Annotated in this window: 20 protein-coding genes and 1 tRNA gene; 14 read left to right on the forward strand and 7 right to left on the reverse strand. The window is 70.2% G+C overall.

Annotation, left to right across the window (positions count from 1 at the left end):
- Positions 1 to 44 precede the first annotated feature (44 nt).
- Together murA and V6B97_RS08130 are read left to right on the forward strand one after the other, a co-directional pair.
- Complete coding sequence (gene murA / locus V6B97_RS08125) at positions 45 to 1,298, forward strand: UDP-N-acetylglucosamine 1-carboxyvinyltransferase (protein WP_333506001.1); 1,254 nt, start codon at positions 45 to 47, stop codon at positions 1,296 to 1,298.
- A gap of 87 nt (positions 1,299 to 1,385) precedes the next feature.
- On the forward strand, positions 1,386 to 4,094 hold the full coding sequence (locus V6B97_RS08130) for a ComEC/Rec2 family competence protein (RefSeq protein ID WP_333506002.1): 2,709 nt from the start codon (positions 1,386 to 1,388) through the stop codon (positions 4,092 to 4,094).
- 44 nt (positions 4,095 to 4,138) lie between these two features.
- On the opposite strand, the gene mutM is transcribed toward V6B97_RS08130, so the two are convergent.
- The 3 genes from mutM to V6B97_RS08145 all read right to left on the reverse strand — a co-directional run bounded on the left by mutM (position 4,139) and on the right by V6B97_RS08145 (position 8,014).
- Positions 4,139 to 5,098, reverse strand: a complete 960-nt coding sequence (gene mutM / locus V6B97_RS08135) for a bifunctional DNA-formamidopyrimidine glycosylase/DNA-(apurinic or apyrimidinic site) lyase (RefSeq protein WP_333506003.1) — start codon at positions 5,096 to 5,098, stop codon at positions 4,139 to 4,141.
- 130 nt (positions 5,099 to 5,228) lie between these two features.
- Positions 5,229 to 6,758, reverse strand: a complete 1,530-nt coding sequence (locus tag V6B97_RS08140; RefSeq protein ID WP_333506004.1) for a ChaN family lipoprotein — start codon at positions 6,756 to 6,758, stop codon at positions 5,229 to 5,231.
- The gene (locus V6B97_RS08145; RefSeq protein ID WP_007526208.1) at positions 6,749 to 8,014 is read right to left on the reverse strand and encodes a phenylacetate--CoA ligase family protein; all 1,266 of its coding nucleotides are present in this window, start codon (positions 8,012 to 8,014) and stop codon (positions 6,749 to 6,751) included. The genes V6B97_RS08140 and V6B97_RS08145 overlap by 10 nt, the downstream gene beginning before the upstream one ends.
- A gap of 507 nt (positions 8,015 to 8,521) precedes the next feature.
- On the opposite strand from V6B97_RS08145, the gene V6B97_RS08150 reads away from it, so the two are divergent.
- The 5 genes from V6B97_RS08150 to V6B97_RS08170 all read left to right on the forward strand — a co-directional run bounded on the left by V6B97_RS08150 (position 8,522) and on the right by V6B97_RS08170 (position 12,536).
- Complete coding sequence (locus V6B97_RS08150; RefSeq protein ID WP_333506005.1) at positions 8,522 to 9,115, forward strand: HPP family protein; 594 nt, start codon at positions 8,522 to 8,524, stop codon at positions 9,113 to 9,115.
- 146 nt (positions 9,116 to 9,261) lie between these two features.
- Complete coding sequence (locus V6B97_RS08155) at positions 9,262 to 10,122, forward strand: SDR family oxidoreductase (RefSeq protein ID WP_333506006.1); 861 nt, start codon at positions 9,262 to 9,264, stop codon at positions 10,120 to 10,122.
- 6 nt (positions 10,123 to 10,128) lie between these two features.
- Positions 10,129 to 10,704 (forward strand): hypothetical protein, encoded by a 576-nt coding sequence (locus tag V6B97_RS08160; RefSeq protein ID WP_333506007.1) that lies wholly within the window; start codon positions 10,129 to 10,131, stop codon positions 10,702 to 10,704.
- Positions 10,705 to 10,815: 111 nt separating this feature from the next.
- A tRNA-Phe gene (locus tag V6B97_RS08165) sits at positions 10,816 to 10,891 on the forward strand.
- Between the two features lie 250 nt (positions 10,892 to 11,141).
- Positions 11,142 to 12,536, forward strand: a complete 1,395-nt coding sequence (locus V6B97_RS08170; protein WP_333506008.1) for a Fic family protein — start codon at positions 11,142 to 11,144, stop codon at positions 12,534 to 12,536.
- A gap of 227 nt (positions 12,537 to 12,763) precedes the next feature.
- Here the strand turns inward: V6B97_RS08170 and V6B97_RS08175 are convergent, their stop codons facing one another.
- Positions 12,764 to 12,973 (reverse strand): TOBE domain-containing protein, encoded by a 210-nt coding sequence (locus tag V6B97_RS08175; protein ID WP_333506009.1) that lies wholly within the window; start codon positions 12,971 to 12,973, stop codon positions 12,764 to 12,766.
- Between the two features lie 535 nt (positions 12,974 to 13,508).
- Here V6B97_RS08175 and nikA point away from each other — a divergent pair.
- The 6 genes from nikA (at position 13,509) to V6B97_RS08205 (ending at position 20,169) form a co-directional block, all read left to right on the forward strand.
- Positions 13,509 to 15,158 carry a nickel ABC transporter substrate-binding protein gene (gene nikA, locus V6B97_RS08180; protein ID WP_333506010.1) on the forward strand — a complete coding sequence of 550 codons (1,650 nt, stop codon included), beginning with the start codon at positions 13,509 to 13,511 and terminating at the stop codon, positions 15,156 to 15,158.
- A 168-nt stretch (positions 15,159 to 15,326) separates the two neighbouring features.
- The gene (gene nikB / locus V6B97_RS08185) at positions 15,327 to 16,268 is read left to right on the forward strand and encodes a nickel ABC transporter permease subunit NikB (protein WP_333506011.1); all 942 of its coding nucleotides are present in this window, start codon (positions 15,327 to 15,329) and stop codon (positions 16,266 to 16,268) included.
- Entirely contained in the window at positions 16,265 to 17,269 is a 1,005-nt protein-coding gene (gene nikC / locus V6B97_RS08190; protein ID WP_333506012.1) for a nickel ABC transporter permease subunit NikC, read from the forward strand. Before nikB ends, nikC begins: the two co-directional genes overlap by 4 nt.
- On the forward strand, positions 17,266 to 18,237 hold the full coding sequence (locus V6B97_RS08195) for an ABC transporter ATP-binding protein (RefSeq protein WP_333506013.1): 972 nt from the start codon (positions 17,266 to 17,268) through the stop codon (positions 18,235 to 18,237). Before nikC ends, V6B97_RS08195 begins: the two co-directional genes overlap by 4 nt.
- Positions 18,234 to 19,115, forward strand: coding sequence for an ABC transporter ATP-binding protein (locus V6B97_RS08200; RefSeq protein ID WP_333506014.1), 882 nt, complete (start codon positions 18,234 to 18,236; stop codon positions 19,113 to 19,115). The genes V6B97_RS08195 and V6B97_RS08200 overlap by 4 nt, the downstream gene beginning before the upstream one ends.
- A 97-nt stretch (positions 19,116 to 19,212) precedes the next feature.
- A complete protein-coding gene (locus V6B97_RS08205) occupies positions 19,213 to 20,169 on the forward strand; it encodes a hypothetical protein (protein WP_333506015.1) in 957 nt (318 codons plus the stop codon).
- 239 nt (positions 20,170 to 20,408) lie between these two features.
- Here V6B97_RS08205 and V6B97_RS08210 read toward each other — a convergent pair whose 3' ends face one another.
- Together V6B97_RS08210 and V6B97_RS08215 are read right to left on the reverse strand one after the other, a co-directional pair.
- Positions 20,409 to 22,097 (reverse strand): glycosyltransferase, encoded by a 1,689-nt coding sequence (locus tag V6B97_RS08210; protein ID WP_333506016.1) that lies wholly within the window; start codon positions 22,095 to 22,097, stop codon positions 20,409 to 20,411.
- A 173-nt stretch (positions 22,098 to 22,270) separates the two neighbouring features.
- Positions 22,271 to 22,633: a hypothetical protein gene (locus V6B97_RS08215; protein WP_333506017.1), complete on the reverse strand. Its 363-nt coding sequence runs from the start codon at positions 22,631 to 22,633 to the stop codon at positions 22,271 to 22,273.
- Positions 22,634 to 22,980: 347 nt separating this feature from the next.
- On the opposite strand from V6B97_RS08215, the gene V6B97_RS08220 reads away from it, so the two are divergent.
- Entirely contained in the window at positions 22,981 to 23,802 is an 822-nt protein-coding gene (locus V6B97_RS08220; RefSeq protein ID WP_333506018.1) for a hypothetical protein, read from the forward strand.
- Between the two features lie 93 nt (positions 23,803 to 23,895).
- Here V6B97_RS08220 and V6B97_RS08225 read toward each other — a convergent pair whose 3' ends face one another.
- Entirely contained in the window at positions 23,896 to 26,229 is a 2,334-nt protein-coding gene (locus tag V6B97_RS08225; protein ID WP_333506019.1) for an FAD-dependent oxidoreductase, read from the reverse strand.
- Positions 26,230 to 26,460 lie beyond the last annotated feature (231 nt).

Genomic DNA, 26,460 nt, shown 5'->3' on the forward strand with positions numbered 1-26,460 from the left:
GAACGCATCCGCCGCGACTACCCGCAAAGGATACCCACGACCACATGGACAAACTCGTCATCAACGGCGGCGTGCCCCTGCGCGGCACCATCGCCGTCAGCGGTTCCAAGAACGCCGCCCTGCCCATCCTGATGGCCTCGATCCTGGCCGAGGAACCCGTCACCTACACCAACGTGCCGCGCCTGCGCGACATCTTCACCACCAACAAGCTGCTGGGCATCCTGGGTTGCCCGGCGGAATTCGACGGCCACACCGTCACCGTGACCCCGTGCGACCTGAAGCCGGAAGCCCCCTACGACCTGGTGAAGACCATGCGCGCCTCGGTGCTGTGCCTGGGCCCGCTGCTGGCGCGCCTTGGCGAGGCCCGCGTGGCCCTGCCCGGCGGCTGCGCCATCGGCGCGCGGCCCGTGGACCTGCACCTGACCGCGCTGGAAAAGATGGGCGCCACCTTCGACCTGGATTCCGGGTACATCCAGGGCCGCTGCGCGAAGCTGCGCGGCGCGCACATCCACTTCGACTTTCCCACCGTGGGCGGCACGGAAAACCTGCTCATGGCCGCCACCCTGGCCGAGGGCGAGACGGTGCTGGAAAACGCCGCGCGCGAACCCGAGGTGGTGGACCTGGCCAACTTCCTCATGGCCTGCGGGGCGAAGATCGAGGGGCACGGCTCCAGCATCATCAAGATACAGGGCGTGCCGCGCCTTGGCGGGTGCGAATACCGCATCATGCCCGATCGCATCGAGGCGGGCACCTTCATGGTGGCGGCGGGCATCACCGGCGGCGACCTGCTGCTGACCGACTGCCCCTTCGAGGAGTTGGAGGCGGTCATCGCCAAGCTGCGCGACATGGGGCTGGTCATCGAGCGGCAGGGCGCGCGCGACGTGCGCGTGACCCACAACGGCCACCTGCGCTCCCGCGACGTGACCACCCGGCCCTACCCCGGCTTTCCCACCGACATGCAGGCCCAGGTCATGGCCCTGATGACCATCGCCAGCGGCGCGGGCGTGGTGGAGGAGACCATCTTCGAGAACCGCTTCATGCACGTGCTGGAACTGGTGCGCATGGGCGCGGACATCAAGCTGTCCGGCCACACCGCCGTGGTGCGCGGCGTGCAAAAGCTCACCGGCGCGCCGGTCATGGCGTCGGACCTGCGGGCCAGCGCCTCGCTGGTGCTGGCGGGCCTTGCCGCGCAAGGCGAAACCCACGTCCAGCGCATCTACCATCTGGACCGGGGCTACGAACGCATCGAGGAAAAACTGAACGCCGTGGGCGCGCGCATCACGCGCATGCCCGAATAGCCGGACGCCTTCCGGGCGGGCCCGCCACACGGCGCGGCCCGCCTTTTTTGCACCCGAACTCCCGCGCCACAGGCACCGGCGACCCGCATGCACCAGCCGTCCCCGCAATCCCTGCCCATTCCGCCGCTGCCCCCGCTGCTGTTCCGGCAGGCCTGCCTGCTGGCGGCGCTGGCCGGACTGGCCGCGCTGCCGCCGCACGGCGAACCCGTGTGGGCCGTGACGGCGGCGGTATTGCTGTGGCTGGGCATGGGCGCGCGGGCGCGGGGCCTTGCCCGCGTGGCCGTGTACGCGCTGTGCTTCGGCGCGGGGCTGGGCGCGGCGTGGCTGCGCCAGCCCGGCCCGCCGCCGCAAACGCCCGCCTGGGCCGACACCGGCCGCCCGGTGCGCTTCGGCGGCACGGTGGCCGAGTGCACCCCCACCACCGACGGGCGCATCCGCCTGCTGCTGCGCGACGTGCGGCCGGAAGGCGCACCAGCGGAAGACGGGGGGAACGAGCCCGGACAGGAAGCCGCCGCCCTGCCGGGGCTGCTGGCCCTGTCGTGGCAAAACCCGCCCCTGCGCCCCGCGCCGGGCACCCGCTTGTCCGTCACCGCCGCCGTCTCGCCCATGCGCGGGCTGGCCAACCCCGGCGGCGACGACAGCGCGGCCTTCTGGGCCTCGCGCGACGTGCGCTTCCGGGCCTGGACCACCCACGCCAAGGGCGCGCCCCGCGTGGAAGGCGTACCGTCGGCGGGATGGACGTTCCGCGAAACCCTGCGCACCGCCATGCTGCGGGCCATCGCCCTGCACGGCGGGCCGGGGGACGGTGACGCGGCAGCGCCCGCTCCCGAACCGCCCACCCCGGCGGGGGCCTTCCTGCCCGCGCTGGTGCTGGGCGACCGCTTCCACCTGGACAGCCGCGACCTGGACCTGGTGGCCCGCGCCTCGCTGATCCACGCCATCGCCCTGTCGGGCATGCACCTGTGCGCAGCGGCCGCCCTGGGGGCCGGGGTTGCCCTGCTGGCCGGGCGCATGGCCCCCGGCGTGTACCTGCGCATTCCGCGCCGCAAGCTGGCCCTGGCCTGCTCGCTGCCGCCCGCGCTGGCCTACGTCTGGCTGGGCGGCGCGCCGCCCTCGCTGGTGCGCGCGGCGCTGATGCTGGTGTTCTGGGCGTGGCTGTACTGGCGCGGCAGGCCGCAGGTGCTGCTGGACGGCCTGCTGTGGGCGGTGTGCGCCATCGTGCTGTTCGACCCCGGCGCGGCGGACGACCTGTCGTTGCAGCTTTCCGCCTGCGCGGTGGCGGGCATCGCCCTGGCCCGGCCGCTGGCCGCCCTGCTGCCCCGGCGGCTGCGCGAGATGGGCGGGCTGATCATCCACGAAGAAGACGGGGACGGTTCCGCCGCCACGGCCACGGGGGGCCGCGCTGCCCGGCGCGCCGGGCGCAGGTGGCGTTCCCGTTTCGTCGTGTACGCCACGCGCACCCTGTGGGTGACCCTGTGCATCCAGTTGACCCTGCTGCCCCTTTCCGCACGGGTGTTCGGCACGTCCAGCCCGTGGTTTGCGCTGAACCTGCTGTTCCTGCCGCTCATCGACGGGGTGGCGCTGCCGCTGGGCCTCGCGGGCATGGCCCTGGCCCCGGCCGCGCCGGACCTGGCCGGGTGGCTGCTGTTGGCGGCCCGCTGGCCGTTCGACCTGCTGCTGGTTTCGCTGCGCTGGCTGGATGGCGCGGGCCTGCTGGGCAACCCCCAGTTGCTGCGCCCTCACCCGGCGGCCATGCTGGGCCTGTGGGTGCTGCTGGGCGCGGCGGTTCTGCACGTGTCGGGGCACGCATCAGGCCCCGTATCGGTCGGGACGCGCCGCCGCGCCGCCCTGCTGCTGGCCGCCGGGGCGCTGCTGGTGCTGGGTCCGGCGTGGCCCAGATACGCCGCCGCCACGGATCCGGCCGTGCGGCTGGCCGTGCTGGACGTGGGACAGGGACAGTCCGTGGCGCTGGACTGGGGCGCTGGCCGCATGCTGGTGGACGGCGGGGGCACGGCTTCCCGCTCGTGGGACACGGGCCGCCGCGTGGTGGCCCCGGCGCTTACCGGCAACCGCCCGCCCCGGCTGGACGCGGTGGTCTGGTCCCACCCGGACCGCGACCACCTGCGCGGCCTCCTGTACGTCATCGATACCTTCGCCGTGCGCCAGGTGGCGGGCAACGGCGACGCCGCGCGCGGCGAGGACGGCGCGCGGCTCGCCGCCATCCTGCGCCGCACCGGACACCACGAGGAACGCTGGCATGCCGGGCAGCGCATCCCCCTTGCGGACGGACTGGAACTGGAAGTGCTGCACCCGCCCCTGCCCGAGGCGGCCGGGGCCGCCTTCGACGGCAACGACGCCTCGCTGGTGCTGCGGCTGACGGCACGGGACGGGCACGGCGCGCGGCGCGGCCTGGCTCTGCTCCCCGGCGACGCGGGCGACCCGGCCATCCGCGCGCTGCTGGATTCCGGCGCGGACCTTTCGGCGGAAGTGCTGGTGCTGCCCCACCACGGCGGCAGGCGCAAGCTGCTGCCGCGCCTGCTGGACGCGGTGCGCCCCGCCGTGGCCCTGGCCAGCGCGGGCTACCGCAACCGCTGGGGCTTTCCCGTGGCGGACACCCGCGCCGCGCTGGCGCAGCGGGGCATCCCCTTGCTGGTGACGGCGGAATCGGGCCAGGTGCTGGCCCGGTGGGATTCGATCGTGACGAGCGGCGCGGCGGGGGCGACTGCATGGCCCGGCCCCGCCACCGTCACCACGGCCCGCGACGGGGATGGCGACGACGCGGACGGCGGGCAGTAGCGCCGCGGATCATCCGCCTGTCGCACCCGCCCGCGCCGCACCGGTTACTCCGGCTTCTGGCACCCCTCGCAATACACCGTGGTGCGCCCGGCCACCTTGCCCGTGGCCAGCGCGCGGCCGCAGGCCACACACGGCTGGCCGGCCCGGCCGTACACCCGGAAGCGGTTCTGGAAGGCTCCGGCATCGCCGTGGGCGTCGCGGTAATCGCGGATGGAACTGCCGCACTCGGCGATGGATTCGCGCAGCACGTCCACCAAGTGGCCGTGCAGCACGCGCAGCCGGTCGGGGGACAGGCCGCCCGCCTGCGCGTCGGGCCTGATGCCTGCCCGGAACAGCGATTCGTCGGCGTAGATGTTGCCGATGCCCGCGATGACCGTCTGGTCCAACAGCAACGCCTTGATGCGCCCCCGCCGCCCCCGGAACAAGTCCACGAAGTCGGGCGCGGCGATCTCCAGCGGTTCCGGCCCCAGCGAGCGCCAGAAGTCCCACGTGGCCAGGTCCGCGTCGGACAGGGCGCGCACGTAGCCGAACTTGCGCGCATCGTCGAAGAACAGCCGGTTGCCGTCGTCCAGCCCGAACACCACGCGGGTGTGGGCGTTGGGTGCCACTTCCGGCCCGTGGACGAAGAGCCGCCCGGTCATCTTCAGGTGCACGCCCAGCAGATGCGGCACGCGGTCGCCGCCTGCTCCGCCAGTTCCGGCGGTACCGGCGGTACCGGCCGCCTTTCCCGCCGCGTCGCGGCAGGCCATCAGGCCGACCGCATCGGGCGCCGAACCGGCGCGCTTTCCGCCAGCCGAACCGTCCGGCGGGGCCAAGTCCATCAGCAGCAGCTTGCCGCGCCGCCGCACCCCGGCAATGACGCGCCCCGGAACGCACCGGGCGAACGTTGCCGCGTCGCCCTGCACCGTGCCCTCGTTGCGCACCGAAACCGACACGATGCGCCGCCCCGTCAACTGGGGCCGCAAACCGCAGGCAATGGTCTCCACCTCTGGCAACTCAGGCATGGGCAACTCCACGGAAATGACGTGTGATGAACGAAACATGCCGCATCGGCACACCATAGGCACGCCGACGCGGCATGTCAGCAGGCCCGCGCGGGATGGGGCGGAATTGGCGGAGACGCGGGCGCGAAAACTACCGCTTCAGGCCGGGCACGGTCAGCACCCGTTCGCCATCGGCAGCGCCGGGGCCGCGCACGGTGAAGCGCACGTCCTGCCCGGCGGCCACGGCGGCAGCGCCCGCCTCGTGCAGCACGCGCAGGCTGTCCACCGCGCGGTCGCCCACGCGCAGGATGAGGTCGCCCGGCCGGAACCCGGCGCGCTCGGCCACGGAGCCGGGCTCCACCTGCTCCACGCGCGCGCCGTCCGGCTCCTGCTGCAACAGCAGGCCCAGGCGGGGCCGCGCGGGGCCGCCCGCAGCGGGCATGCCGGGCATGGGACGGGGCGGCTCGGGCTCGGCCCGGCACACCCAGAAGATGTCGGCCTGCGCCGCATCGGGCGGACTGTCCCCCGATCCCGCGGAGGGAGCGACGGGCTTGCCCCCGGCGGCGGCCGCCGGAGACCCGGCATCCGCGTCCGGCGCGATGCGCCACGGCATGGCCAGCAGCACGCGGGCGTCGGGGTCCAGCAGGCGGATGCGCCGGGCGATGCCCCAACCGTATTCCACGTGCCCGCCACCGGCCAGGATGACCACCGGGCCGCCGTGGGCCACGCGCACCCGCACGGCCTCGTGGGCCATGGCCGAATCCCACAGCGACTGCACCAGCAGGAACCGTTCGAGGGCCTCGGCGTCGCTGTCCGAAGCCGGGGTTGGAGCCGGATCAGGGGATTGGGATGGCGCGGCGGGGGATGCGCCAGTGGGGCTGGAGGGTGGGGCCGCCTGCGGCTCTGCGGCGGGCGGGGCCGGACTCGTCTGGCCCGGCTGTCCCTTGTCCTGGGCCGCGCGCCCTACGCGCATGGCCGCGTGTTCGCGAAAGATGGCGGTCAGCGTGGCGCGCTGTTCCGGCGCGGGGGCGATGATGGACAGCGGCAGCCAGACCCGGTCGGCCTCGGGCACGGCGTCCAGCCCGCCCCGGCTCACCTGCCGCACCACGCGCTGCGGCACGTTCAGGCCGTGCACGGGCAGGCGCGCCCAGTCCGCCACGGCGAACACCGGCTTGTACAACTCGAAGTCGTAGCCCCAGGTCTTGCCCCAGTCGAGGGCGGCGGGAAGCTTGGCCAGCGGGGTGGCCCCCCGCGAAAAATCGTCCAGCGCGGGCTGCCCGTCGCGGGACACCATTTCCAGGCCGACGGCCGGGCGCGCGCCCTGTGCCAGCAGGGCGGTGACGAACGCCGCCTGGGCACGGTGGTCGCACGCGCTGGTGTGCGATTCGCCAAGCAGGATGTAGTCGTGGCGCAACGCCTCGCGCGCGGCGTTCGCCGGGTCCATGGCGCGGATTTCCCCGGCCTTGGACACCGTCACCAGCGTGCCGTCGGGCAGGCGGGGCGTTTTCGCCCCCGCCGTGCCGCCCGTGCCGTCCGTGCCACCCGTGCCAGCGGACGGCCGCGCCACGGCGCAGCCGCCCGCGAGCAGCACGGCCAGCAGCACGAGCAGGAGCAGCGGCACGCAGGGCAGGAAGGCTCCCACCCCGCGTCCGCCGGTATTCCGGGTTCCGGCTAGTCCCATACCCGCTTGTCCTCGATGGGACGGATCTGCGGGGGCAGGGTGCCGGGCGCGAGGATCTTCAGTTCCGGGCGCAGCTTGATCTTCTCGCGGAACTGGTGGAGCAGTTCGTCCTCGCGCTTGAAGTTGCTGGCCTCGATGAACAGGGTCATCTCGTCGATGCCGCCGGGGTTGGTGACCTCGATCTGCCAGCGCTTGATTTCCTCGAAGCGCGACATGACCTGCTCCACCTGGTGCGGGTACACGAACATGCCCTTGATGCGCGCGGTGGTGTCCACGCGGCCCACGATGGAGCCCAGGCGCGGGCTGGTGCGGCCGCAGGGGCAGGGCGAACGGTCGATGTACGACAGGTCGCCGGTGGCGAGGCGGATCAGCGGGTAGGTCTTGTTGAAGGCCGTGACCACGATTTCGCCCACCTCGCCGTCCTTCAGCGGAATGCCGGTGTCCGGATGGCAGATTTCCACGTAGCAGCGGTTGGCGATGTGCAGGCCGGTCTTGTGGAAGCATTCGTAGCCGATGCAGCCCACGTCCGCCGTGCCGTAGCCCTGGCGCATGATCAGGTCGAACTTCTTCTCCAGCTGCGCGCGCAGCTTTTCGGAGAATTTTTCGCCGGTGACGAAGCCCACTTCAAGGAACAGGTCCTTGCGCAGGTTCATGCCCTTTTCCTCGGCCTTCTGGGCAAGGTGCAGCAGGTAGCTGGGCGTGCCCACGTAGCCGGACACGCGCAGCTTGGACATGATCTCGAGCTGCGTGGCCGCGTTGCCGGGGCCCGCGGGCACCACGGCGCAGCCAAGGTTGCGCAGGGGTTCCTCGAACATCAGGCCCGCCGGGGCGAGGTGGTAGTTGAAGGTGATCTGGGCCACGTCGCCGGGGCGGAAGCCCACGGAATAGAAGGCCTCGGTGTAGCCCCAGTAGTCGTCGGCGCGGTCTTCGGGGTCGAAGATGGGGCCGGGGGACAGGAACACGCGCTTCAACTCGCCGAGGTCCTTGGTCAGCAGCCCGCCAAGGCGCGGCCCCATGGACTGGAGGAAGATGAGTTCCTTCTTCTTGAGGATGGGAATGTGCTTGAGGTCCGTGAGGGTCTTGAACTTCTCCACGTTGAACTGGGCGCGGTCGAAGCGCTTCTTCACGTCCTCGGAATAGCGGTAGGCGTAGGAAAGCAGGTCTTTCAGCTGGATGAGGTAGTACTGCCTGCGCTCGCTCTCGTCGAGCACCTCGCGGCGGCTGTAGATGCCTTCGGTACGGTCCTTGCGGGTCATGCGGTGGGCTCCTTGGTCTCGTGGCGTGCGGTGCGCGCGGGCCCCCGGAACAGGAGCGCGACGCCCGATGGATTTGCAGAATCGGGCCATAGCCCGCGCACCATGGGTTGGCAAGAGTATTTTTTTATGGTGTTCAATGCCGACATGATACACGATAATTCACATGTTGATGAAAACTGTGAAAAACTCGACGCGCGCGGCGGGAGGAGGAAAAGCCCGCCATTGCCGCAGGTTATCGACGGATGCCCGGCGGGTTGTCGGGGCCCGTCCGCACCATCTGAAAATAATATCTGCAAGTACAGGATAATAACGCTCAATCCGACACCCTTGCAGCGAATGTGACCCCGGTCACGGCGGATGCGGCGGGCCTCGGGTAGCCTGCACTCCTGCCGGTCGCGGCGTTCCGGCCGGTTCCCGTTCCACCCCGGCCCGTCCCGGCCTGCCCTGTTCCGGCCGGTCCCGTTCCCCCATCCCCTTCACCACACCCTTCTGCCCCGCGACGACACCATGGACTACTTCCGCAAGATGTGCGGCTGCGGCCGCGACGGCTGCCGCCCCGGCATGCTGGGCCTGCTGCCGAAACCCGACGTTTCCGAAACCCTGTGGTCGTTCATCGGCGCGCTGTGCGGCATCGGCGTGGTGGCCTGGCTGTGCGACCGGGTGGCCTCGCCGGGCGACGGCTTCGTGCTCATCGGCTCGTTCGGGGCCTCGGCCGTGCTGGCCTACGGCGCGCCGGGCGCGCCCTTTTCACAGCCGCGCAACCTGCTGGGCGGGCACGTGCTGTCCGCGCTGGTGGGGGTGTTCGTGGCGCGCAATCTGGGTGTGGCCGGGCTGCCCGGGGCGGAGGCCATCTCCACCGCCTGGCTGTCCCCGGCCGTGGCCGTGGCCGCCGCCATCGCGCTGATGCACCTCACCGACACCCTGCACCCGCCGGGCGGGGCCACGGCGCTCATCGCCGTCACCGGCAGCCCGCAGATCCAGGCGCTGGGGTACAAGTACGCCGTGGTTCCCGTGGCCGCCGGGGCCGCCGCCCTGCTGGTGGTGGCCCTGCTGGTGAACAACATTCCGCGCGGGCGGCGCTACCCCAGGCACTGGTGGTGACGGCCCGCACGGTTGCCACGGCGGTGCGGACGGACTAGAATCGTCCGGCGCGGTGGCGCGTCGCGGCCTGCCTGTTCCGGCTGACCGAATCCGGTCGTCCGGCCCCATCCCATGGCCCGCGCCTGCCCGCCGCCGCAGGGAACCCCATGGAACACCCCGCCCGTCTCCCGGAAGCCGATTCCCCCGCCCGCGCCCATCCCCTGGCGGGCCGCGTGGCCCTGGTCACCGGCGGCGCGCAGGGCATCGGCCGGGGTATCGTGGAACACCTGCTGGCCTGCGGCATGCGCGTGGCCGCCATGGATGCCGACGCCGAAGCACTGGCCGAACTGGCAGCCGACCACGGCGCACCCTTTCCGGCATACCCGGATGTCCCGGCGTCCTCCCACCCCCTTGTCCTTCCCCTGCTGCCCCTGCACGGCAGCGTGGCCGATCAGGCCGACGCGGACCGCTGCGTGGCCGCCGCCGTCGCCCGCTTCGGCGGGCTGCACCTGCTGGTGAACAACGCGGGCATCGCCAATCCCCATTCCGGACAGGTGGACACCATGGACATGGACCGCTGGCAGCGCGTGCTGGACGTGAACCTGACCGGCCCCATGCGCATGGTGCGCGCCGCCGCGCCCCACCTGCGCGCCGCGCGCGGGGCGGTGGTGAACATCGCCTCCACCCGCGCCGTGCAGTCCGAACCGCACACCGAAGCCTACGCCGCGTCCAAGGGAGGGCTTGTGGCCCTGACGCACGCCCTGGCCGTGAGCCTTGGCCCCGAGGTGCGGGTGAACTGCATCTCGCCGGGCTGGATAGAGGTGCGCCACCTGCGCAAGGCGGCGCAACGCGAAACGCCGGTGCATTCGGATGCCGACCGCGCCCAGCACCCCGTGGGCCGCGTGGGCGTGGCGCGCGACGTGGCCGCGCTGGTGGCCTTTCTGGCCGGGGACGACGCCGGGTTCGTCACCGGGCAGAACTGGCTGGTGGACGGCGGCATGACCCGCCGGATGATCTACGAGGAGTGACGCCGGATGTACGTCGGCCTGCATACCGCAAGCCTGCCGCAGGTACTGGCGGAGGCCCGCCAGCGCATCGTGCTGCACATGGCCCTGTACGCGGAATTCGGGCGCATGCCCGCCCTGGCCGAGGCGCTGCACACCGCCCTGGCCCAGCCCGCCTTCCGGCGGTTGCAGGTGATCACCGTGCCCCTCGCCTCGCGCCGGGGCTGGGTGGACGAATTCCTGCACGCCCTGCGCCCGGACCTGACGGCGGTGCAGATGGAGCACGAGTTCGCCGCCTCGCGCGACTTCATCGTGCGGCTGGCCGCCCGCCACGAAGGGCTGGTGGAGGTGTACGAAACCCACGCCCTGCCCTGCGCGCCGTGCGTCATCGTGGACGACCGCATCCTGTTCGGCCACTACGCGCACAGCCCGGTGCCCATGGAGCAGGGCTTCTGGTTCAGCGTGGCCGCGCCCATGGACGACCTGTTCAAATGGGCCGAGACGGGCGTGCTGCCGCGCGACGCCACACCCAGGCACCGGGCGGCCTTCCGCTTCGCGTGCGACTGCCGCAACGCCATGCGCCAGGCCAAGCGCATGCTGCTGTAGCGGACGGGGCGGAGAAGGCGCGGGCACCGTCCCGCCGGGCAGAAAAATCACCCCCGCGCCAAAAAGTGCTTGCCAAGCCCACCCATTTTGCCTATTCAGGTTCTCCGCGACGCCGAGGTAGCTCAGTTGGTAGAGCAGGGGACTGAAAATCCCCGTGTCGGGAGTTCAATTCTCTCCCTCGGCACCACGTAAAAAACAAAGGGTTGGAACGAAAGTTCCAGCCCTTTTTCGCGTTTTGTCGGCCTAGGTACAACCGATACGCAGCCTTTCCGTACACCACCTGTTGACAGACGGATAAATGAAGGACATTTATCGGACATATGAGGGACAAATGAAGGACATTTCCCCCGAACCCGAAAGCCCCTTCATCCACTACAGCCCGGATATGAAGGCATAACCACGCTCCTCCCAAAAAACCAACCCGGCAGGTGAAGGACATGTCCAGCAAAGGGGAACAGGCACGCAATGAAATACTCCGGTTCCTCAGGGCCACCCGGGGTGAGGTCCGCTTCGCGGACATCGCGGAACGGCTGCGCGGCAGGGTCACGGAAAAGACCGTCCAGCGCCGGCTTGCCGACCTGGTTGCCCAGGGGCTTGTCGCCCGCACAGGTGAACCCAAGCGGTACGCCTACTCGGCCCCCGTGCCGCAAGATCCTCCCGCGTCATCGGACCAGTTCCGGACCGCCACGGTCGACGACGTCGTTCCCCTCTCCGACGCCGCGCACGCCATTCTTGCGCATCTTCGGCTGCCAGGCGAACAGCGGACACCCGTCGGGTACCGGCGGGACTTTCTTGATGCCTACGTTCCCAACGAAACGCCGTACCTGCCGGAAGCAATCCGCAAGCACCTGAACGCCATCGGGACCATACCCGACGAGCCTGGAGAGACGTTCGGCAACACCGTGCTCGCCGACATCCATCAGCGGCTGCTGATCGATCTTTCATGGGCTTCTTCGCGCCTTGAAGGAAACACCTACTCCCTCCTCGACACGCAACGGCTTCTGGACCTCGACGAAATGGCAGAGGGCAAGGATGCGGTCGAGGCCACGATGATCCTCAACCACCGCGACGCAATCCGGTTCCTGATCGAGAACCGGACGCGCCTCGCCGTTGACCGCCACACCCTGCTGAACCTGCACGCCACCCTCTCGCGCGACCTCATGCCCGACCCGGCGGACGAAGGCAGGCTGCGGCGAAAGCTGGTCCGGATCGGGCAGAGCGTGTATGTCCCCCCCTCCTTTCCCCAGGTCATCGAAGAGGTCTTTCGGCAGATCGTGGAAAAGGCCAGGGCCATCGACGACCCCATCGAGCAGTCCTTCTTCCTGCTGGTCCACTTGCCCTATCTGCAACCGTTTACCGACGTGAACAAGCGCACCTCGCGACTGGCCGCGAACATCCCGCTCATGAAGGCGGGCATCGCGCCGCTTTCCTTTCTGGACGTGCCGGAGCGGCTCTACATCCGGGGTGTGCTCGGCGTGTACGAGCTGACCGCCATCGACCTGCTGCGCGACGTCTTCGTCTGGACCTACGAACGATCCTGCGCCCACTATGTGGCCCGCCGCCAGGAACTGCGCATGACGAACAGCAAACGGCTCGCCTACCGCGACGCGTTGACCAGGGCCACGAGGGATGTGGTCCAACGGAAAACCTCCACCGACGATGCAACGATCCTGGTCCTGGCCGGACGCGACATCCCCGAAACCGATGCCGCCGACTTCGTGCGGCTCGTCCGGGAAAATCTGGCCCGGCTGCATGAGGAAACCATCGCGAGATACGGCATCGGCCTTGCCGAGTACCACGCCTGGAAAAGCTCGCAGCCCCCCCGGCAATAAAGAGCCTCACCCCATTGCCCTACGCCGCGCGCCACAGGGGCGCGCCATGGTGACGCTTCCGGCCACGCCTGGATCGCGGCCGTGCCCCCCCCCAGCGCATGCAAAAGCCCCCGTTCCTTCCGGAGCGGGGGCTTCGTCGTCATGCAGCACCGTGGCGGCTGATGCGCCGCTGCGGTGCGGGCCGCGCCGACCGGCGGACAAGGCCGCCGTCCGCGCCGCCGGGTGGATTAATCGATCACGAGCATGACGTTGGAGGCCTTGACCATGGCCTTCACGTCCGAGCCCTTCTTGAGGCCCATGTCTTCCACCGAGCGCTTGGTGATGATGGACACCATCTCGATGCCGGGAGCCACTTCGATGATCACTTCCGAATTGACGGCACCGACGGTGATTTCCTTGACCTTGCCGGGAATCAGGTTGCGGGCGCTGACTTTCATGATGGTTCTCCTTTCATGGCTGTGTTGGATATGCAACTGCCCTGGCGAACGGCTCGCCGCAGGGGAATTCATGCGCACAAGATAACACCTGCCAAGAGTCATGCAAAATAAAATCTTCGTGACTGTTGGTCGTCCTGAAAAACCGTGACTGCTTTCATGTTTCTCGCCGCCCATTCTACATCCGCCGCAGCGTCCTTGAAAGGCTCCCGACATGATTTCGTGGAAATATCATGGATGGCCGTTCAATCCGTAATCCATATGCAACGATTGCCCGCGTTCCGGCGTGAAGGCCGCAGCGGCTATCGTCCCCCCCCTTCCGCGCCCGCTGCCATCAGGGCCCACCGTGTCCCCTCCCGCTCCCCCCGCCCGCCGCACCTCGGCATGCCTCCACAAAATTATTCATTGCACACTGTTGCATGCAAATGTGCTTGGGCCAGCCATTCCTGCGTTGACATGAAATTTCCACTCTGGCATTCGAAGTGGCACATTCCACATTTTTTTATTCGAAACACACATTCAAAATCCGGAGAACGACATGCCGATCCGGCCGCCTTCCGTCGCCGCCCTTTTCCCGCACTGCTGGCTGCGGGCGCTTCTGCTGCCGGTCCTCGCCGTCCTGGTGCTGGCGGGCGGCCTGGCCACCCCCCTCGCCGCATGCGCCGCCGACGCGCCCGCCGACACCCTGCGCTATTCCTGGCCTTCCAACGTGGGCGAACTGAACCCGCACAAGTATTCGCCCAACCAGATGTTCGCGCAGGGCATGGTGTACGAACCGCTGGTCAAGTACGCCAAGGGCGGCGCCATCGAGCCGTGCCTTGCCGAAAGCTGGACCGTGTCGCCCGACGGCAGGGTCTACACCTTCACGCTGCGCAAGGGCGTGACCTTCTCCGACGGCACGCCGTTCGATGCGCAGGCCGTGCGCATGAACTTCGAGACGGTGCTGGCCAACCGCGCCTCGCACGACTGGCTGGAACTGGTGGCCCAGATCGACAGGGTGGAAACGCCCGACGCGCACACCGTGCGCCTGGTGCTCAAGAACGCCTACTACCCCGCGCTGCAGGAACTGGCGCTGATCCGGCCGGTACGCTTCCTGTCGCCCTCGGCGTTCCCCCCGTCGGGCAACACCAACGACAGCATCAGGGCTCCCATCGGCACCGGCCCGTGGAAGCTGGTGGAAACCCGCAAGGGCGAATACGACGTGTTCGAGCGCAACGACGCCTACTGGGGCAAGAAACCCGCCATCAGGCGCATCGTGGTCAGGGTCATTCCGGACCCCAACACCCGGCTGGTGGCGTTGCAGGCGGGCGAACTGGACCTGGTGTTCGGCGGGGGCGGCCACGGCGGCGGCCAGATCAGCCTGGATGCCTTCGACGCCCTGAAGAAGGGCGGCGCGTACGCGGCCTTCCTTTCGCCGCCGCAGGCCAGCCGGGTCATCGCACTGAACAGCAAGAGCGGCCCCACGGCCGACATCGCCGTGCGCAAGGCCATCCTGCACGCCATCGACAAGGACGCCATGGTCAAGGGCATCTTCCTGAGCGCGGAGCAGCGCGCCGACGCCCTGTTCCCGCCCACGGCCCCCTACTGCGACCTGAAGCTGGCCCCCTACGCCCACGACCCAGCCAGGGCGGACGCCCTGCTGGACGAGGCGGGCTGGAAACGCACCGGCCCCAAGGACCCGCGCATGAAGGACGGCAAGCCCCTTTCCGTCGACCTGTGCTTCGTGGGCAACGACGCCCTGCAGAAGGCCATCGCCGAATTCCTGCAATCGGAACTGGCGCGCGTGGGCGTGCGGGCCAACCTGATCGGCGAGGAAGAGGACGCCATCGGCGAGCGCCAGAAGAACGGCGCCTTCGGCATGGTCTTCGGCGACACCTGGGGCGCGCCCTACGACCCGCATTCCTTCGTCAGTTCCATGCGCGTGCCCTCGCACGCCGACTATCAGGCGCAGCTCGGCCTGCCCATGAAGGCCGACATCGACGCCAACATCGGCAAGGTGCTGCTGACCACCGACGAAACCGCGCGCCGGAACCTGTACCGCGACATCCTGACCACCCTGCACGAACAGGCCGTGTACCTGCCGCTGACCTACCAGAGCAGCATGGTGGTGCACACCGCCCGCGTGGACGGGGTGCGCTTCGGGGCCATGGACTCGGAAATCCCCTTCGAGGACATGCGCCTGAAATAAGGGCGAGAAGCGGGAAGGCGGCGCGCGCCGTCTTCCCCTTCCCTGCCTTCCGGTGCAGCACCGGCCTCTTTCCTGTCCCGGCATTTGCCGTTCCGATTCCGCACGCCGGAAGCCCGCACCGGCGTCCCGCGCGCATATCGCTTCACGTCCCAGCCCCGGAAACCACGCATGCCCGCCTACATCCTGAAACGCCTCGCCGCGCTCATTCCCCTGCTGCTCCTGGTGTCGGTGGTGGTCTTCCTGCTGCTGCGCGCCGCCCAGGGCGACCCGGCCATGGCCTACCTGCGCCTGTCGCGCATCCCCCCCACCGACGAGGCCCTGGCCACCGCCCGCCGCATGCTGGAACTGGACCTGCCCCTGTGGGAACAGTACGCCCGCTGGCTGGCCCGCGCCGTCACCGGCGACTTCGGCACCTCCTACGTCACCGGCCGCCCGGTGCTGGGCGAGGTGCTGCACTACCTGCCCGCCACCCTGCAACTGGCCGGGGCCGCCCTGCTGCTCACCCTGGCCGTCAGCATCCCCCTGGGGGTCGGCGCGGCCCTGCACCGCGACCGCCCGCTGGACAACGCGGCTCGCGCCCTGTCCTTCACCGGCGTGTCCCTGCCCAACTTCTGGCTGGGCTTCCTGCTGGTGTGGCTGTTCGCGGTCAGGCTGGGCTGGCTGCCCGCGCTGGGGCGCGGCGGCTTCGAACACCTGGTGCTGCCCGCCGTCACCCTTTCGCTGATGTCCATGGGCATCAACACCCGGCTCATCCGCGCCAGCCTGCTGGAAAACATGCACGCCCGGCACGTCATGTACGCGCGGGCGCGCGGCCTTTCCGAACGCGCCGTGGTCTGGCGGCACATGTTCAAGAACTCGCTGATCCCGGTGCTGACCTCCCTCGGCATGCACGTGGGCGAACTGCTGGGCGGCGCCGTGATCGTGGAGACGGTGTTCGCCTGGCCGGGGGTGGGCCGCTACGCGGTGTCCGCCGTGTACAACCGCGACTACCCCATCCTGCAATGCTTCATGCTGCTGATGACGGCCATCTTCGTGCTGTGCAACCTGGCCGTGGACATCCTGTACGCGTGGGCCGACCCGCGTATCCGCCTGGGGGAGGACCGCGCATGAGCCCCCGCACGAGTCCGGAACTCCTCATGGATGCCGCTCCGGGCGGCACGCTTCTGCGCCAGCTGCTGGCGCGGCCCACGGCCCTGGCCGCGCTGGCCCTGCTGTGCGTCATCCTGTCCATGGCCGTGTTCGCGCCGTTTCTTTCTCCTCGCCATCCTGCCGACGTGGACATCACCCGCAAGTTCGAGGCCCCCAGCCTGGAGGAACCGCTGGGCACCGACCACCTGGGCCGCAGCGTGCTGGCCCGGCTGTGCCACGGCACGCGGGTGTCGCTGGTCGCCGTGGCCGCCATCCTGACCTCCATCGTGGCCGTGGGGCTGACGGCGGGCTGCGTGGCGGGCTACGCGGGCGGCCGGGTGGACGGCCTGCTCATGCGCGCCTGCGACGTGTTCATGACCTTTCCCACGTTCATCCTGGCCCTGTTCCTGGTGGGGCTGCTGGGCTCGGGGCTGACCAACGTGATCATCGCCGTGGCCTGCACCCATTGGGCGTGGTACGCGCGGTTCGCGCGCGGGCTGGTGCTGGGCCTGAAGCAGCGCGAATACGTGCTGGCCGCGCGCGCGGCGGGCACCCGTCCGGCACGGCTGGTGCTGCGCCACATCCTGCCGCCGGTGCTGGCCCAGATGCTGGTCATGGCCGGGCTGGACGTGGGCCACATGCTGCTGCACGTCTCGGGCCTGTCCTTCCTGGGGCTGGGGGTGCGCCCGCCCACGCCGGAATGGGGGGTGATGATCGGCGACGCGCGCGAATACATCGGCACCCACCCGGAACTGCTGCTGTACCCCGGCCTGATGATCTTCGTGACCGTGATGGCCTTCAACCTGCTGGGCGACGCCCTGCGCGACGCGCTGGACCCCGCCGCCGCGCGGGAGACGGACTGCGCGCCGCACGACGCCCATGACGGAGACGGGCTGGACGGCTCCGGGGAATACGCAGACACGGAAGACGGCCCGGCGGACTTCGAGGCAACCGGCGCGGGCGCGCGCCAGGGGGCTGCATGATCGACATGGCATCCCAGGCACCCACCCCTGCGGCCACGCCCGCGCCCACTCCCGCACTGGCCGTGCGCGGGCTGGAACTGCGCCGCGCAGCGGCCCGCCCCGGCGGCCCGGACGGCGCGCAGTCCCCGGCATCTCCTCCCCCGGTTTCCCCCCCTCTGGTCGGTCCGGTGGACCTGACGGTGGAGCGCGGCCAGGTGGTCTGCCTGGTGGGGCCCAGCGGCTGCGGCAAATCGCTGACCTGCATGGCCCTGCTGGACATGCTGCCCGACGGCGTGGTTCGCGCGGCGGGCACCATCCGCGTGGCCGGGCAGGCCGTGGACGGAGCGCCGCCGGACCGGCTACGCCTGCTGCGCGGGCGCGGGGCGGCCTACGTGCTCCAGAACCCGGCCAGTTGCTTCGACCCGGTGTTCACCATCGGCGCGCATTTCCGGGAAACCCTTGCCGCGCATCCACCCGCCGGTTCCAACGGCGGCCCCCGGCCCGACTGGCGCGCGGCCGCGCTGTCCGCCCTGCGCGAGGTGGGCTTTGCCGATGCGCGGGCCATCCTGCGCCACTACCCGTTCCAGATGAGCGGCGGCATGCTCCAGCGGGTGATGATCGCCCTGGCCCTGGTGCTGGACGTGCCCCTGCTCATCGCCGACGAGCCCACCACCGACCTCGACCTGCCCTCGCAGGCCCGCGTGCTGGACCTGCTGGACCAGGTGCGGCGCACCCGCAACATGGCCATCCTGCTGGTGACCCACGACCTCAGCGTGGCGGCCCGCATGGCCGACCGCATGGCCGTCATGCGCCACGGCCGGGTGGTGGAACAGGGGGACGCGCGCGAGGTGTTCGCCGCGCCGCGCCACCCGTACACCCGCGCCCTGCTGGCCGCCCACCACCGACTGTACGGCCCGTGCCCGCAAACCGGACAGGAGGCGGGACCGCCGCGCCTTTCGGCCCCTTCCCCCACCGGAGACCACGCATGAAGGAAAATGCCATGCCCCCCGCCGACAATGCCGCATCCGTGGTTCCCTGCCGCCCCGGCGCAACCGACGGCAACAACGCCCCGCCCCTGCTGGAACTGCGCGGAGTCACCCGCAGCTACCGCACCGGCGGGTGGTTCGCCCCGCGCCGGAAGTTGCAGGTGCTGCGCGGCGTGGACCTGGCCGTGCGGGAAGGCGGCTGCACCGGCGTGGTGGGCCCCAGCGGCGCGGGCAAGAGCACCCTGTGCCGCATCGCCCTGGGGCTGGAGCGTCCCGACGGCGGCGAGGTGCGCTTCATGGGACGGGATGTTCGTGACGGATTCGGCAAGGACCGCCGCCACGTGCAGGTGGTGTTCCAGAACTCGGTGAACGCGGTGAACCCGCGCCTGACCGTGGAGCGCATCATCGCGGAGCCGCTGGAGAACTTCACCACCCTGAACCGCCGCCAGCGCCGCGCCCGCGCCGGAGAACTGCTGGAACAGGTGCACCTTTCCCCGGCCCTGCTGGACCGCCTGCCCCACCGCCTGAGCGGCGGACAGCTGCAACGGGTGTGCATCGCCCGCGCCCTGGCTCCCCGGCCCCGGCTGATCCTGCTGGACGAAGCCCTGAGCAGCCTGGACATGCTGGTGCAGGCCCGCGTGCTGGACCTGCTGGCCGAACTGCGCCGGGCCACGGGCACCGCCTACCTGTTCGTGACCCATGACGTGCGGCTGGTGCCGCTGTTCTGCGACGAGGCCGCCGTGCTTACCGAAGGCCGGGTGGCCCCGGTGGACATGCATGCCGCCGGCCTGGCCTGCGCGCGGCAGGCTCCGCACCAGGCCGCCTTCGATGCCTTGCGAGCGGCCATCCTGCCCGCCATGCCGATGGGCACGCCGGGATAGCCCGCCCCCCGGCCCCTCCGGCGATGCATCGGGCGATGCATCGGGCACGCCTCGCAGGCCGCTTGCTTTTTGGCGCGGCGCGGGGCAAGCCAGTGGCGTGACCACGCCCCCCGCCCACATGCCGCCCGGCGCGGCCCCGCGCTCCCCACGCTCCCCGGATTCGAGCCGTTCCGGCCCGGCCGCACCCGTTCCGGACGGCCCCGACCTGGTCAGCCCCGACTTGGTCATGGGACTGGCCGCCGGGTACCACGCGGGCGACGTGCGGCCGTTCCTCGCGTCCCTGCGGGCCACGGGGTTCACGGGGCGTTGCGTGCTGTTCACCTCGCCCACCACCCGCGACACGGATCGCATGGCCGACATGGGCGCGGACATCCTGCCCTTCGAGCGGCCGCCCGCGCTGGCCCACCTGCCCTGCAACGCCCTGCGCTATTTCCTGTACCTGGACCTGTTGCGGCAGGCCCCCCGGCCGTACGCGCGCGTCCTGATCACCGACGTGCGCGACGTCATCTTCCAGCGCGCCCCGTTCTCCTTCCCGTGGGCCGACGGCCTGAACGTGACCCTGGAGGACGCCCGCATGACCATCGGCGCCTGCCCGTACATGACCCGCTGGGTCACCGGGCATCTGGGCGAGGCGGCGTGGCGGGCGCTGGCCGGACGGCGCATCTCCTGTTCCGGCACCACGGTGGGCGGCCACGCGGCCATGCTGGACTACCTGGAACGGCTGACCGGGTTGCTGCTGCCGTTTTCCCCCGCGCCGCCACCCCCACAGCCCCCACGGTCCCCACAGTCACCCGGCGGTCCGCCCGCGCCCCCCATCGGCATGGCCGGGTACGACCAGGGGGTGCACAACCACCTGCTGCACGGCGGCCACCTGCCCAAGGTCACCGAGCACGACAACGCCGGTCCCATCCTGACCCTGGGCTACAAGGCGACGCCGCCCGCCACCGACGCGCGCGGCGACATCCTGAACGACGCGGGCGTGCCCGCCGTGCTGGTGCACCAGTACGACCGCATGCCCGAGCTGTTTCGGGCCGTGCGCGCCCGCTTTGCCTGAGCGGCCCGGACACCTCTTCCCTACCCCCCGCACGACGCAAGAACGGCGCGCCCCTTCCGGAGCGCGCCGTTCTTGCTTTCCGACAACCGTTACTCGTTTTCCGACACATCATAACTATACGAAATGGGGTTCCAAGGGGCGGCAGCCGCGCTGCGATCGCCATCCGTAAGACTCGCGCTACGCGCTCGTCTAACGGCTGCCGTCCTTGGCCGCCGGAGGCGTCAAAAACAATCAGCCGGTTACAACACGTTCTCTCCGGCCGCCGCCTGCAAGGTGCGCACGCACAACCCCACATACGATCTTGCCGCCGACGGCAGTTGGGCGGCCACCGCCTCGTAGGCCGCCACCAGGTCGGCCACGTCGGCGGCGCGGGTGGCCCGGTCCACGTGGGCCAGTTCCTGCTCGGTGAACTTGCGCTCCATCTTGTAGTGGTTGCCCCAGACGTGCCCCCACGACGCCTCGGACAGCGGCGCGGCGCGCCCGGCGTCCTGGCGGTGCACCACGCGCACCCGGCCGTCGTAGACCACCCGGCCGCCCGCCTTCCAGACCTGGATGTCGTGCTCCAGGTCGTCCACCTGAGAGGGCGAGAAGCGCAGGTCGAAGTCGGGCACGCCCAGCCGTGCGCAGGCCGCCTTGTCCAGCAGGTGGCAGCAGCCCATCACCGAAAGGCACGGACGGCGCTGCCCGTACTGGCCGAAATCCATGACCAGCGGCGCGTTGTTGGTGAACCGGATGAGGTGCTTGCCGGTCTTCTCGAAGTAGCGGGCCACGTACTGCACCGTGGGCAGGCTGCCGGGGTTCACCCCCTGCGGACCCACCACCACGGTGCCGGGCATTTCGTCCATGTCCTGCACGTAGCTGCACAGCCACGTGCGCGGCAGCAGCACGTCGTCGTCCAGGAAGGCGAACAGGTCCTTGTCGCGCATGGAATCGAGGTGCCACAGCCAGTTGCGGGCGGCGGGCGCGCCGATGTTGATGGGCAGCTGGATCAGTTCCACCTGCCGCCCGGCGGCCACCGCGCGCACGCCCGCCTCGAACTCGTCGCGCGGAAAGGCCGTGGAGCCGTTGTTGATGAGCGCCACGTGTGCCCCGCCAATGTCCGAGGCCAGCAGGCTGGCCAGGGTGTCCAGGGTCACCTGCAACTTGTTCCAGGTGTAGAAGCCCACGCCGATGCGCCGCCCCTCCAGCACCGAGGCCGGGGCCTCGGGCCTGCCCATCTGGGCCAGGTGGCGCACCAGGAACAGCAGGGCGGGCTCGGCGTCCAGCGCCTCCATGTACAGGGTGCGGGCCGTGGCAAGATCGTCGGCCGCCTCGGCCATGCGGGCGCGCAGCAGGGTCGTCAGCGGACACGGCAGGGCCTTGGCCAGCAGTTCGTCGCGCAGGGCGGCGTCGCCCGCCGCGTGGGCGGCGTGGGCCAGCACGCCCGCACCCGCCGGGGCCGCCGGAGAGGCGAGGAAATGCGCGATGCCCGCCGCCGTCTGCTCCCACACCCCCATTTCCCACAGACGCATCAGGCAGGCGAACATATCACCCGGCGCGGCGGATTCCCGGCACGCGGCCAGCACCGCGTCCGGGTCGGCGGGCAGGTCCCAGGCCCGGCCGAAGGCCTCGTTGGCGGGCACCTGCGGCAGGCCGTCCAGCACGGCGGCGGACGCCTTCAGCCACGCGGCGTAGGCGGGCGACGGCGCGGCCATGGCGCCCAGTTGCCCCACCAGCCCGCGCAGCCCGCCATCCAGCGGATTCAGCAGCAGGGCCTGACGCAACAACCCGGCGCCGAACAGCACCCGCGCCTTGCGCTGCTGCGCGGGCAGCTTGTCCAACTCGCCCAGCAGTTCGTTGGCCCCGGCCATGGCGTAGCCGGACTGGCTGAGGCCGTGCAGCAGGTGCAGGAACATCCATTTGGCGAGGGGGGCGTCGGTGGCGGGCATGGAACCTCCGGAAGATGTGCGGGCGCGGCCTCGCGCGGCGAGGCGTGCGCTTTCCGTAGCATATCGGCAGGTACGGGCAAAGCATGACATCCCGGCGCGCCCCGGCGTCGGGCGCCGGAAGGTCTGCCCCTTGCGGGCATGCGGAGTATGATGCGGGCCGGACAGAATCAGCCCTAGAAGCCCGGAGGGCACTCATACCCCCGCGCCCTGCGCTGGGCCAGGTCGCCCCCCGGCAGGGACTCGAAGAAATACACGGTCTTGCCCTTGTCCGTGGCCAGGATGCCCTTGCAGTAGGCCCCGCACACGCCGGGGTCGGTGGCGAAGCAGATGTTCTCGTACTCGAACTTCAGGAAATTGGTGGGCCAGGAATTGCAATCGAAGCGGCCCGACATGGGGCAGTCCAGCCGCTTCACCTGCCCGGCCGCCACCACGCCCATGCCCTTGAGGTTGGCGATGTCGTCCAGGGCCATGGCGGAGCGGACGGGCAGGACGAACGTCGCCAGCAGCAGAAGCGCGGCGCAGGCCGCGCGGCACACGGTGCCGGTTTTCCTGCCGTGCGCGGCGTGGCCGCCTCCCTGTCCGGTGCGTCCTTCTCGTGCGTATGGCCCCTGTGCCGCGTGCATCGTTCACCCCGTGCGTTCCGGTTGTTCCTGCGGTACCTGGCCCCACCATATCGTACCGGCAGCCCGCCGCAACCCCCCGCCATCGGTCCGGCATCGTCAGGCATCATCCGATTGACGGCCCGCACCCGCGCGGATAGACGACGACAACGGAGGGCGCGCCATCCTGCCACGGCGGCCACGGAAGCGTCCCGGTGCACGCCCGCGCACCGGGCCTGCCCCCCACTGTCCCGCAGCCAATCACCCGTCCCAACGGAGGATCCGTGCCCGGCATCCGCCCGCCCTGCCTTTCCACCACCGCAGCCATCCGGGGTTCCCTGCCCCTGCTGGCGCTGCTGCTGACCACGGCCCTGCTGCTTTCCGGCTGCGCCAAACCCGCGCCCGTGGCCGATGCCGCGCCCCCCGCGCCTGCGGCCCAGGCTCAGCCTGACACCACAACCCAAGATGCCAAGGATGCCAAGGACGCCAAGGACGCCGAGGACGCCGAAGCGGCCAGAATGCGCGAGACCGCCAGCAAGCCGCACTCGCCCGTAACTCCGGACGACGCCGCGTGCGACCCGCTGACCGGCGTATTGCAAGGCCAGTGCGTGTCCATGAACCAGGAAAAGACGCGCGGCCAGTGCTATTCGCTGCGCCCCGGCGCAACCACCACGAAGAAGGACAAGAAGGGCAAGACCGTGAAGGCCACCGGGCGCTGCCAGCCGCAAAGCCTGATCTACGCCCGCTGCCGCACCGGCATCGACACCTGCCGCCTGGGCGACACCAGCCCGGTGCAGTGGTTCGCCTGCGCCCAGCGCAACGGGGCCACCACCCGCACCCCCACGCCGGGGTCGGTGATGGTGCTGGACGCCAACAAGGGCCGGGGCATGCCCACCGGCCACCCGGTGTACGTGGAGGAAACCTGCCCCAACAAGGACGGCACGTGGACCCTGCGCATCACCCACACCAACTACGACCGCCACTGCCACCTGGACCAGGACGCCAGGGTGCGCTTCAATCCCAGGACCATGCAGGTCGCCTTCCTGACCGGGCCGTGGGGCTGCTGGGCCAAGGATCTGAAGGTCATGGGGTTCATCCTGCGATAACCTCCGCGCATTCCCCGCAACGCGAACGGGCGGGCCTTCCCATGGAAGGACCGCCCATTTTCTTTCAGACGGGGAGCCGGGACGTGCGCCCGGCTATTCCATGGGGGTGTTCTCGACCAAGTTCCAGATGCCGCACGGGCAGGCACCGGCGCAGAAGCCGCAGCCGATGCACTTCTCGGCGTCCACCGCCATCTCGAAGCCGCAGCCGCCCTGCACCTCGCGGCGGCTGATGGCCGCCTGCGGGCAGATGGTCTCGCAGATGCCGCAGTCGCGGCAGGCGCCGCAACTGGCGCAGGCGTCGCCGCACTGGCCGAGGTCCTGGAAGTTGTCGATGCGCGGGTCGAAGTATTCCAGCTTCACGCGGGAATAGTCGATCATGGTGCGGGTGTCGGACACGGGACGCTTGCCCTCGGCCATCTCGACGATGGCCTCGGCGGCCTTGCGGCCCATGCCGATGGCCTGGGTGAGCAGGCCGGGGCGCACCGCGTCGCCGATGGCGAAGACGCGCGCGTCGGTGGTCTGCTGGATGTCGTTGACCACCACGTGGCCGCGCTCCACGGCGATGTCATCGGACAGGTAGTCGAGACCGGGCGCGTCACCGATGGAGAAGATCACCGTTTCGGCGGGCAGCAGTTCGCCGGTGGTCAGCACCAGCCCTTCGGGGGTGATCTCCCTGGTGAAGCAGGGCCAGCGGAAGGTGGCGCCCACGTGTTCCGCCTCTTCCCGTTCCTTGCCGAAGGCCGCCGGGGTCTGGATGTCGATGAGGGTGATGGATTCCGCCCCCAGCCGCGCGGCTTCGGTGGCCACGTCGCAACCCACGTTGCCCGCGCCCACGATGACCACCCGCCTGCCCACGCTGCCGGAGCCGGACTTGGCCGACTTCAGGAATTCCAGGGCGGTGCGGGCCAGTTCCTTGCCGGGCACGGGCAGCATGCGCGGGGTGTTGGCGCCGGTGGCCAGCACTACGAAGTCGTTGTCGGACTTCAACTGGGCGAACTCGTCCTTGCCCAGGCGCTGTTGCAGGTGCACGTGGGGCAGCACTTCGCGGGCGCGCGCCAGTTCCGCGTCCAGCACGTCCTGCGGGATGCGGCTGCCGGGAATGGCCGAGCTGATTTTGCCGCCCAGTTCCTTTTCCATGTCGTACACGGTGGCGGCAACGCCGCGCATGCGCAACTGCCACGCCACGGAGATGCCCGCCGCCCCGCCACCGATGACGGCCACCTTCGTCCCGGTCAGCGGGGGCAGCTTGGGCGCGCGCGACGCCGCGCCCGCCTTGCCGATCTGCGTGATGTCCACGGGCTTCATGCGTTGCAGGCTGCGCGAACAGCCCTGCATGCACAGGTTGGGGCACAGGTAGCCGCACACGGTGGCCGGGAAGGGGGTGTAGGCCAGAGCCACGTCCACGGCCTCGTCGATGAGGCCCTCGCGCACCAGCCGCCAGCGCTCCTGCACCGGCATGCCGGTGGGACAGCTGGACTGGCAGGGGGCCATGTGCTTGGCGTTTTCCCACACCGGCACGAAGCGGCGCAGCTCGCCGGTGGTGATGAGCGGGATGGGGCTGCGGTCAACCGAGGTCAGGTCGCCCACCAGGCCGCCCATGCCCAGTTCCTTCTCCCACACGTTGCGGCGGAAGTCGGAAATGCCCCTTCGCTTCTTGCCCGTCTTCTCGAAGGGGCCGCGCGCGGCGATGCACTGCCAGTCCTCGCGCACCGAAAGCCCGGCCAGCAGGTCCGGCTTGCCGATGGCGGCCAGGAACCCGGCCAGGTTTTCGGTCAGCCACGCCCAGGCGGCGTCGTCGATGGGCGCCTGCCTGGCGTCGGCCTGCGAAAAGCCCTCGTGCGGGCCATGCACGAAGATGCGCCCGCCCACCATGCCCACGCAGGGGCGGTAACCCAGCACGTTGGCGGGGTTCTGCGCGCCCACGCCGCAGACCACGGCGGTGCCGCCCGCCATGAACTCGGCGAAGTAGTCGCCCACGCCCCCGAGCACCCACAGTTCCGGCGCGGAAAAGCGCGGGTTCTGCTTGGTCATGGTCATGCCGCGCGAGCCGATGTTGCCCGCAACAAACACGCGCCCCTGGGCCATGCCGTTGCACGCGCCGTTGCCCGCGTTGCCGTGCACGACGATGTCGGCCCCCGCGTTCAGCCAGCCCACGTCGTCCGACGCGGGGCCGAACACTTCCACCGTGGTGCCGGCGCTGCCCAGCGAACCCAGCCGCTGGCCGGACGACCCGCGCACGGCGACGTGCACGGGTTCCTTCTCCGATATCCACAACCGCCCGCCGATGCCGTGCTGGCCGCAGGCATCCACTTCCACGTGGCGCGCGCCGTCGCGCACCACGCCTTGCAGGCGTTCCTCAAGTATGCGCGATTCGACGCGCTTTCCGTCTTCCATGCCGCTTACGCGGACCACGTCGCTGGGGGACATACCGTCACTCCGCTGCTGTATGGTTGCCTTTCCGGCGTTATCTTCATTCGCCGCGCGCGAAACTCTTGTTCAGTCTCGCCGCGCGGATGTTCACTTCGCCTGGCCCGTGCATCCGACGGGATTGCGTATTCCGGCGGCATCCCCGGACCCGTCGTGCCGTTCCCCGGCATTCGGAGGAATTTTGTTCTCCGGCGAGGAAGGCGGGCCTTTCCCGAGGGGAGCGTACTTCTT

The organism is Nitratidesulfovibrio sp. 1201_IL3209 (assembly GCF_036763125.1).
GTDB lineage: Bacteria > Desulfobacterota > Desulfovibrionia > Desulfovibrionales > Desulfovibrionaceae > Cupidesulfovibrio.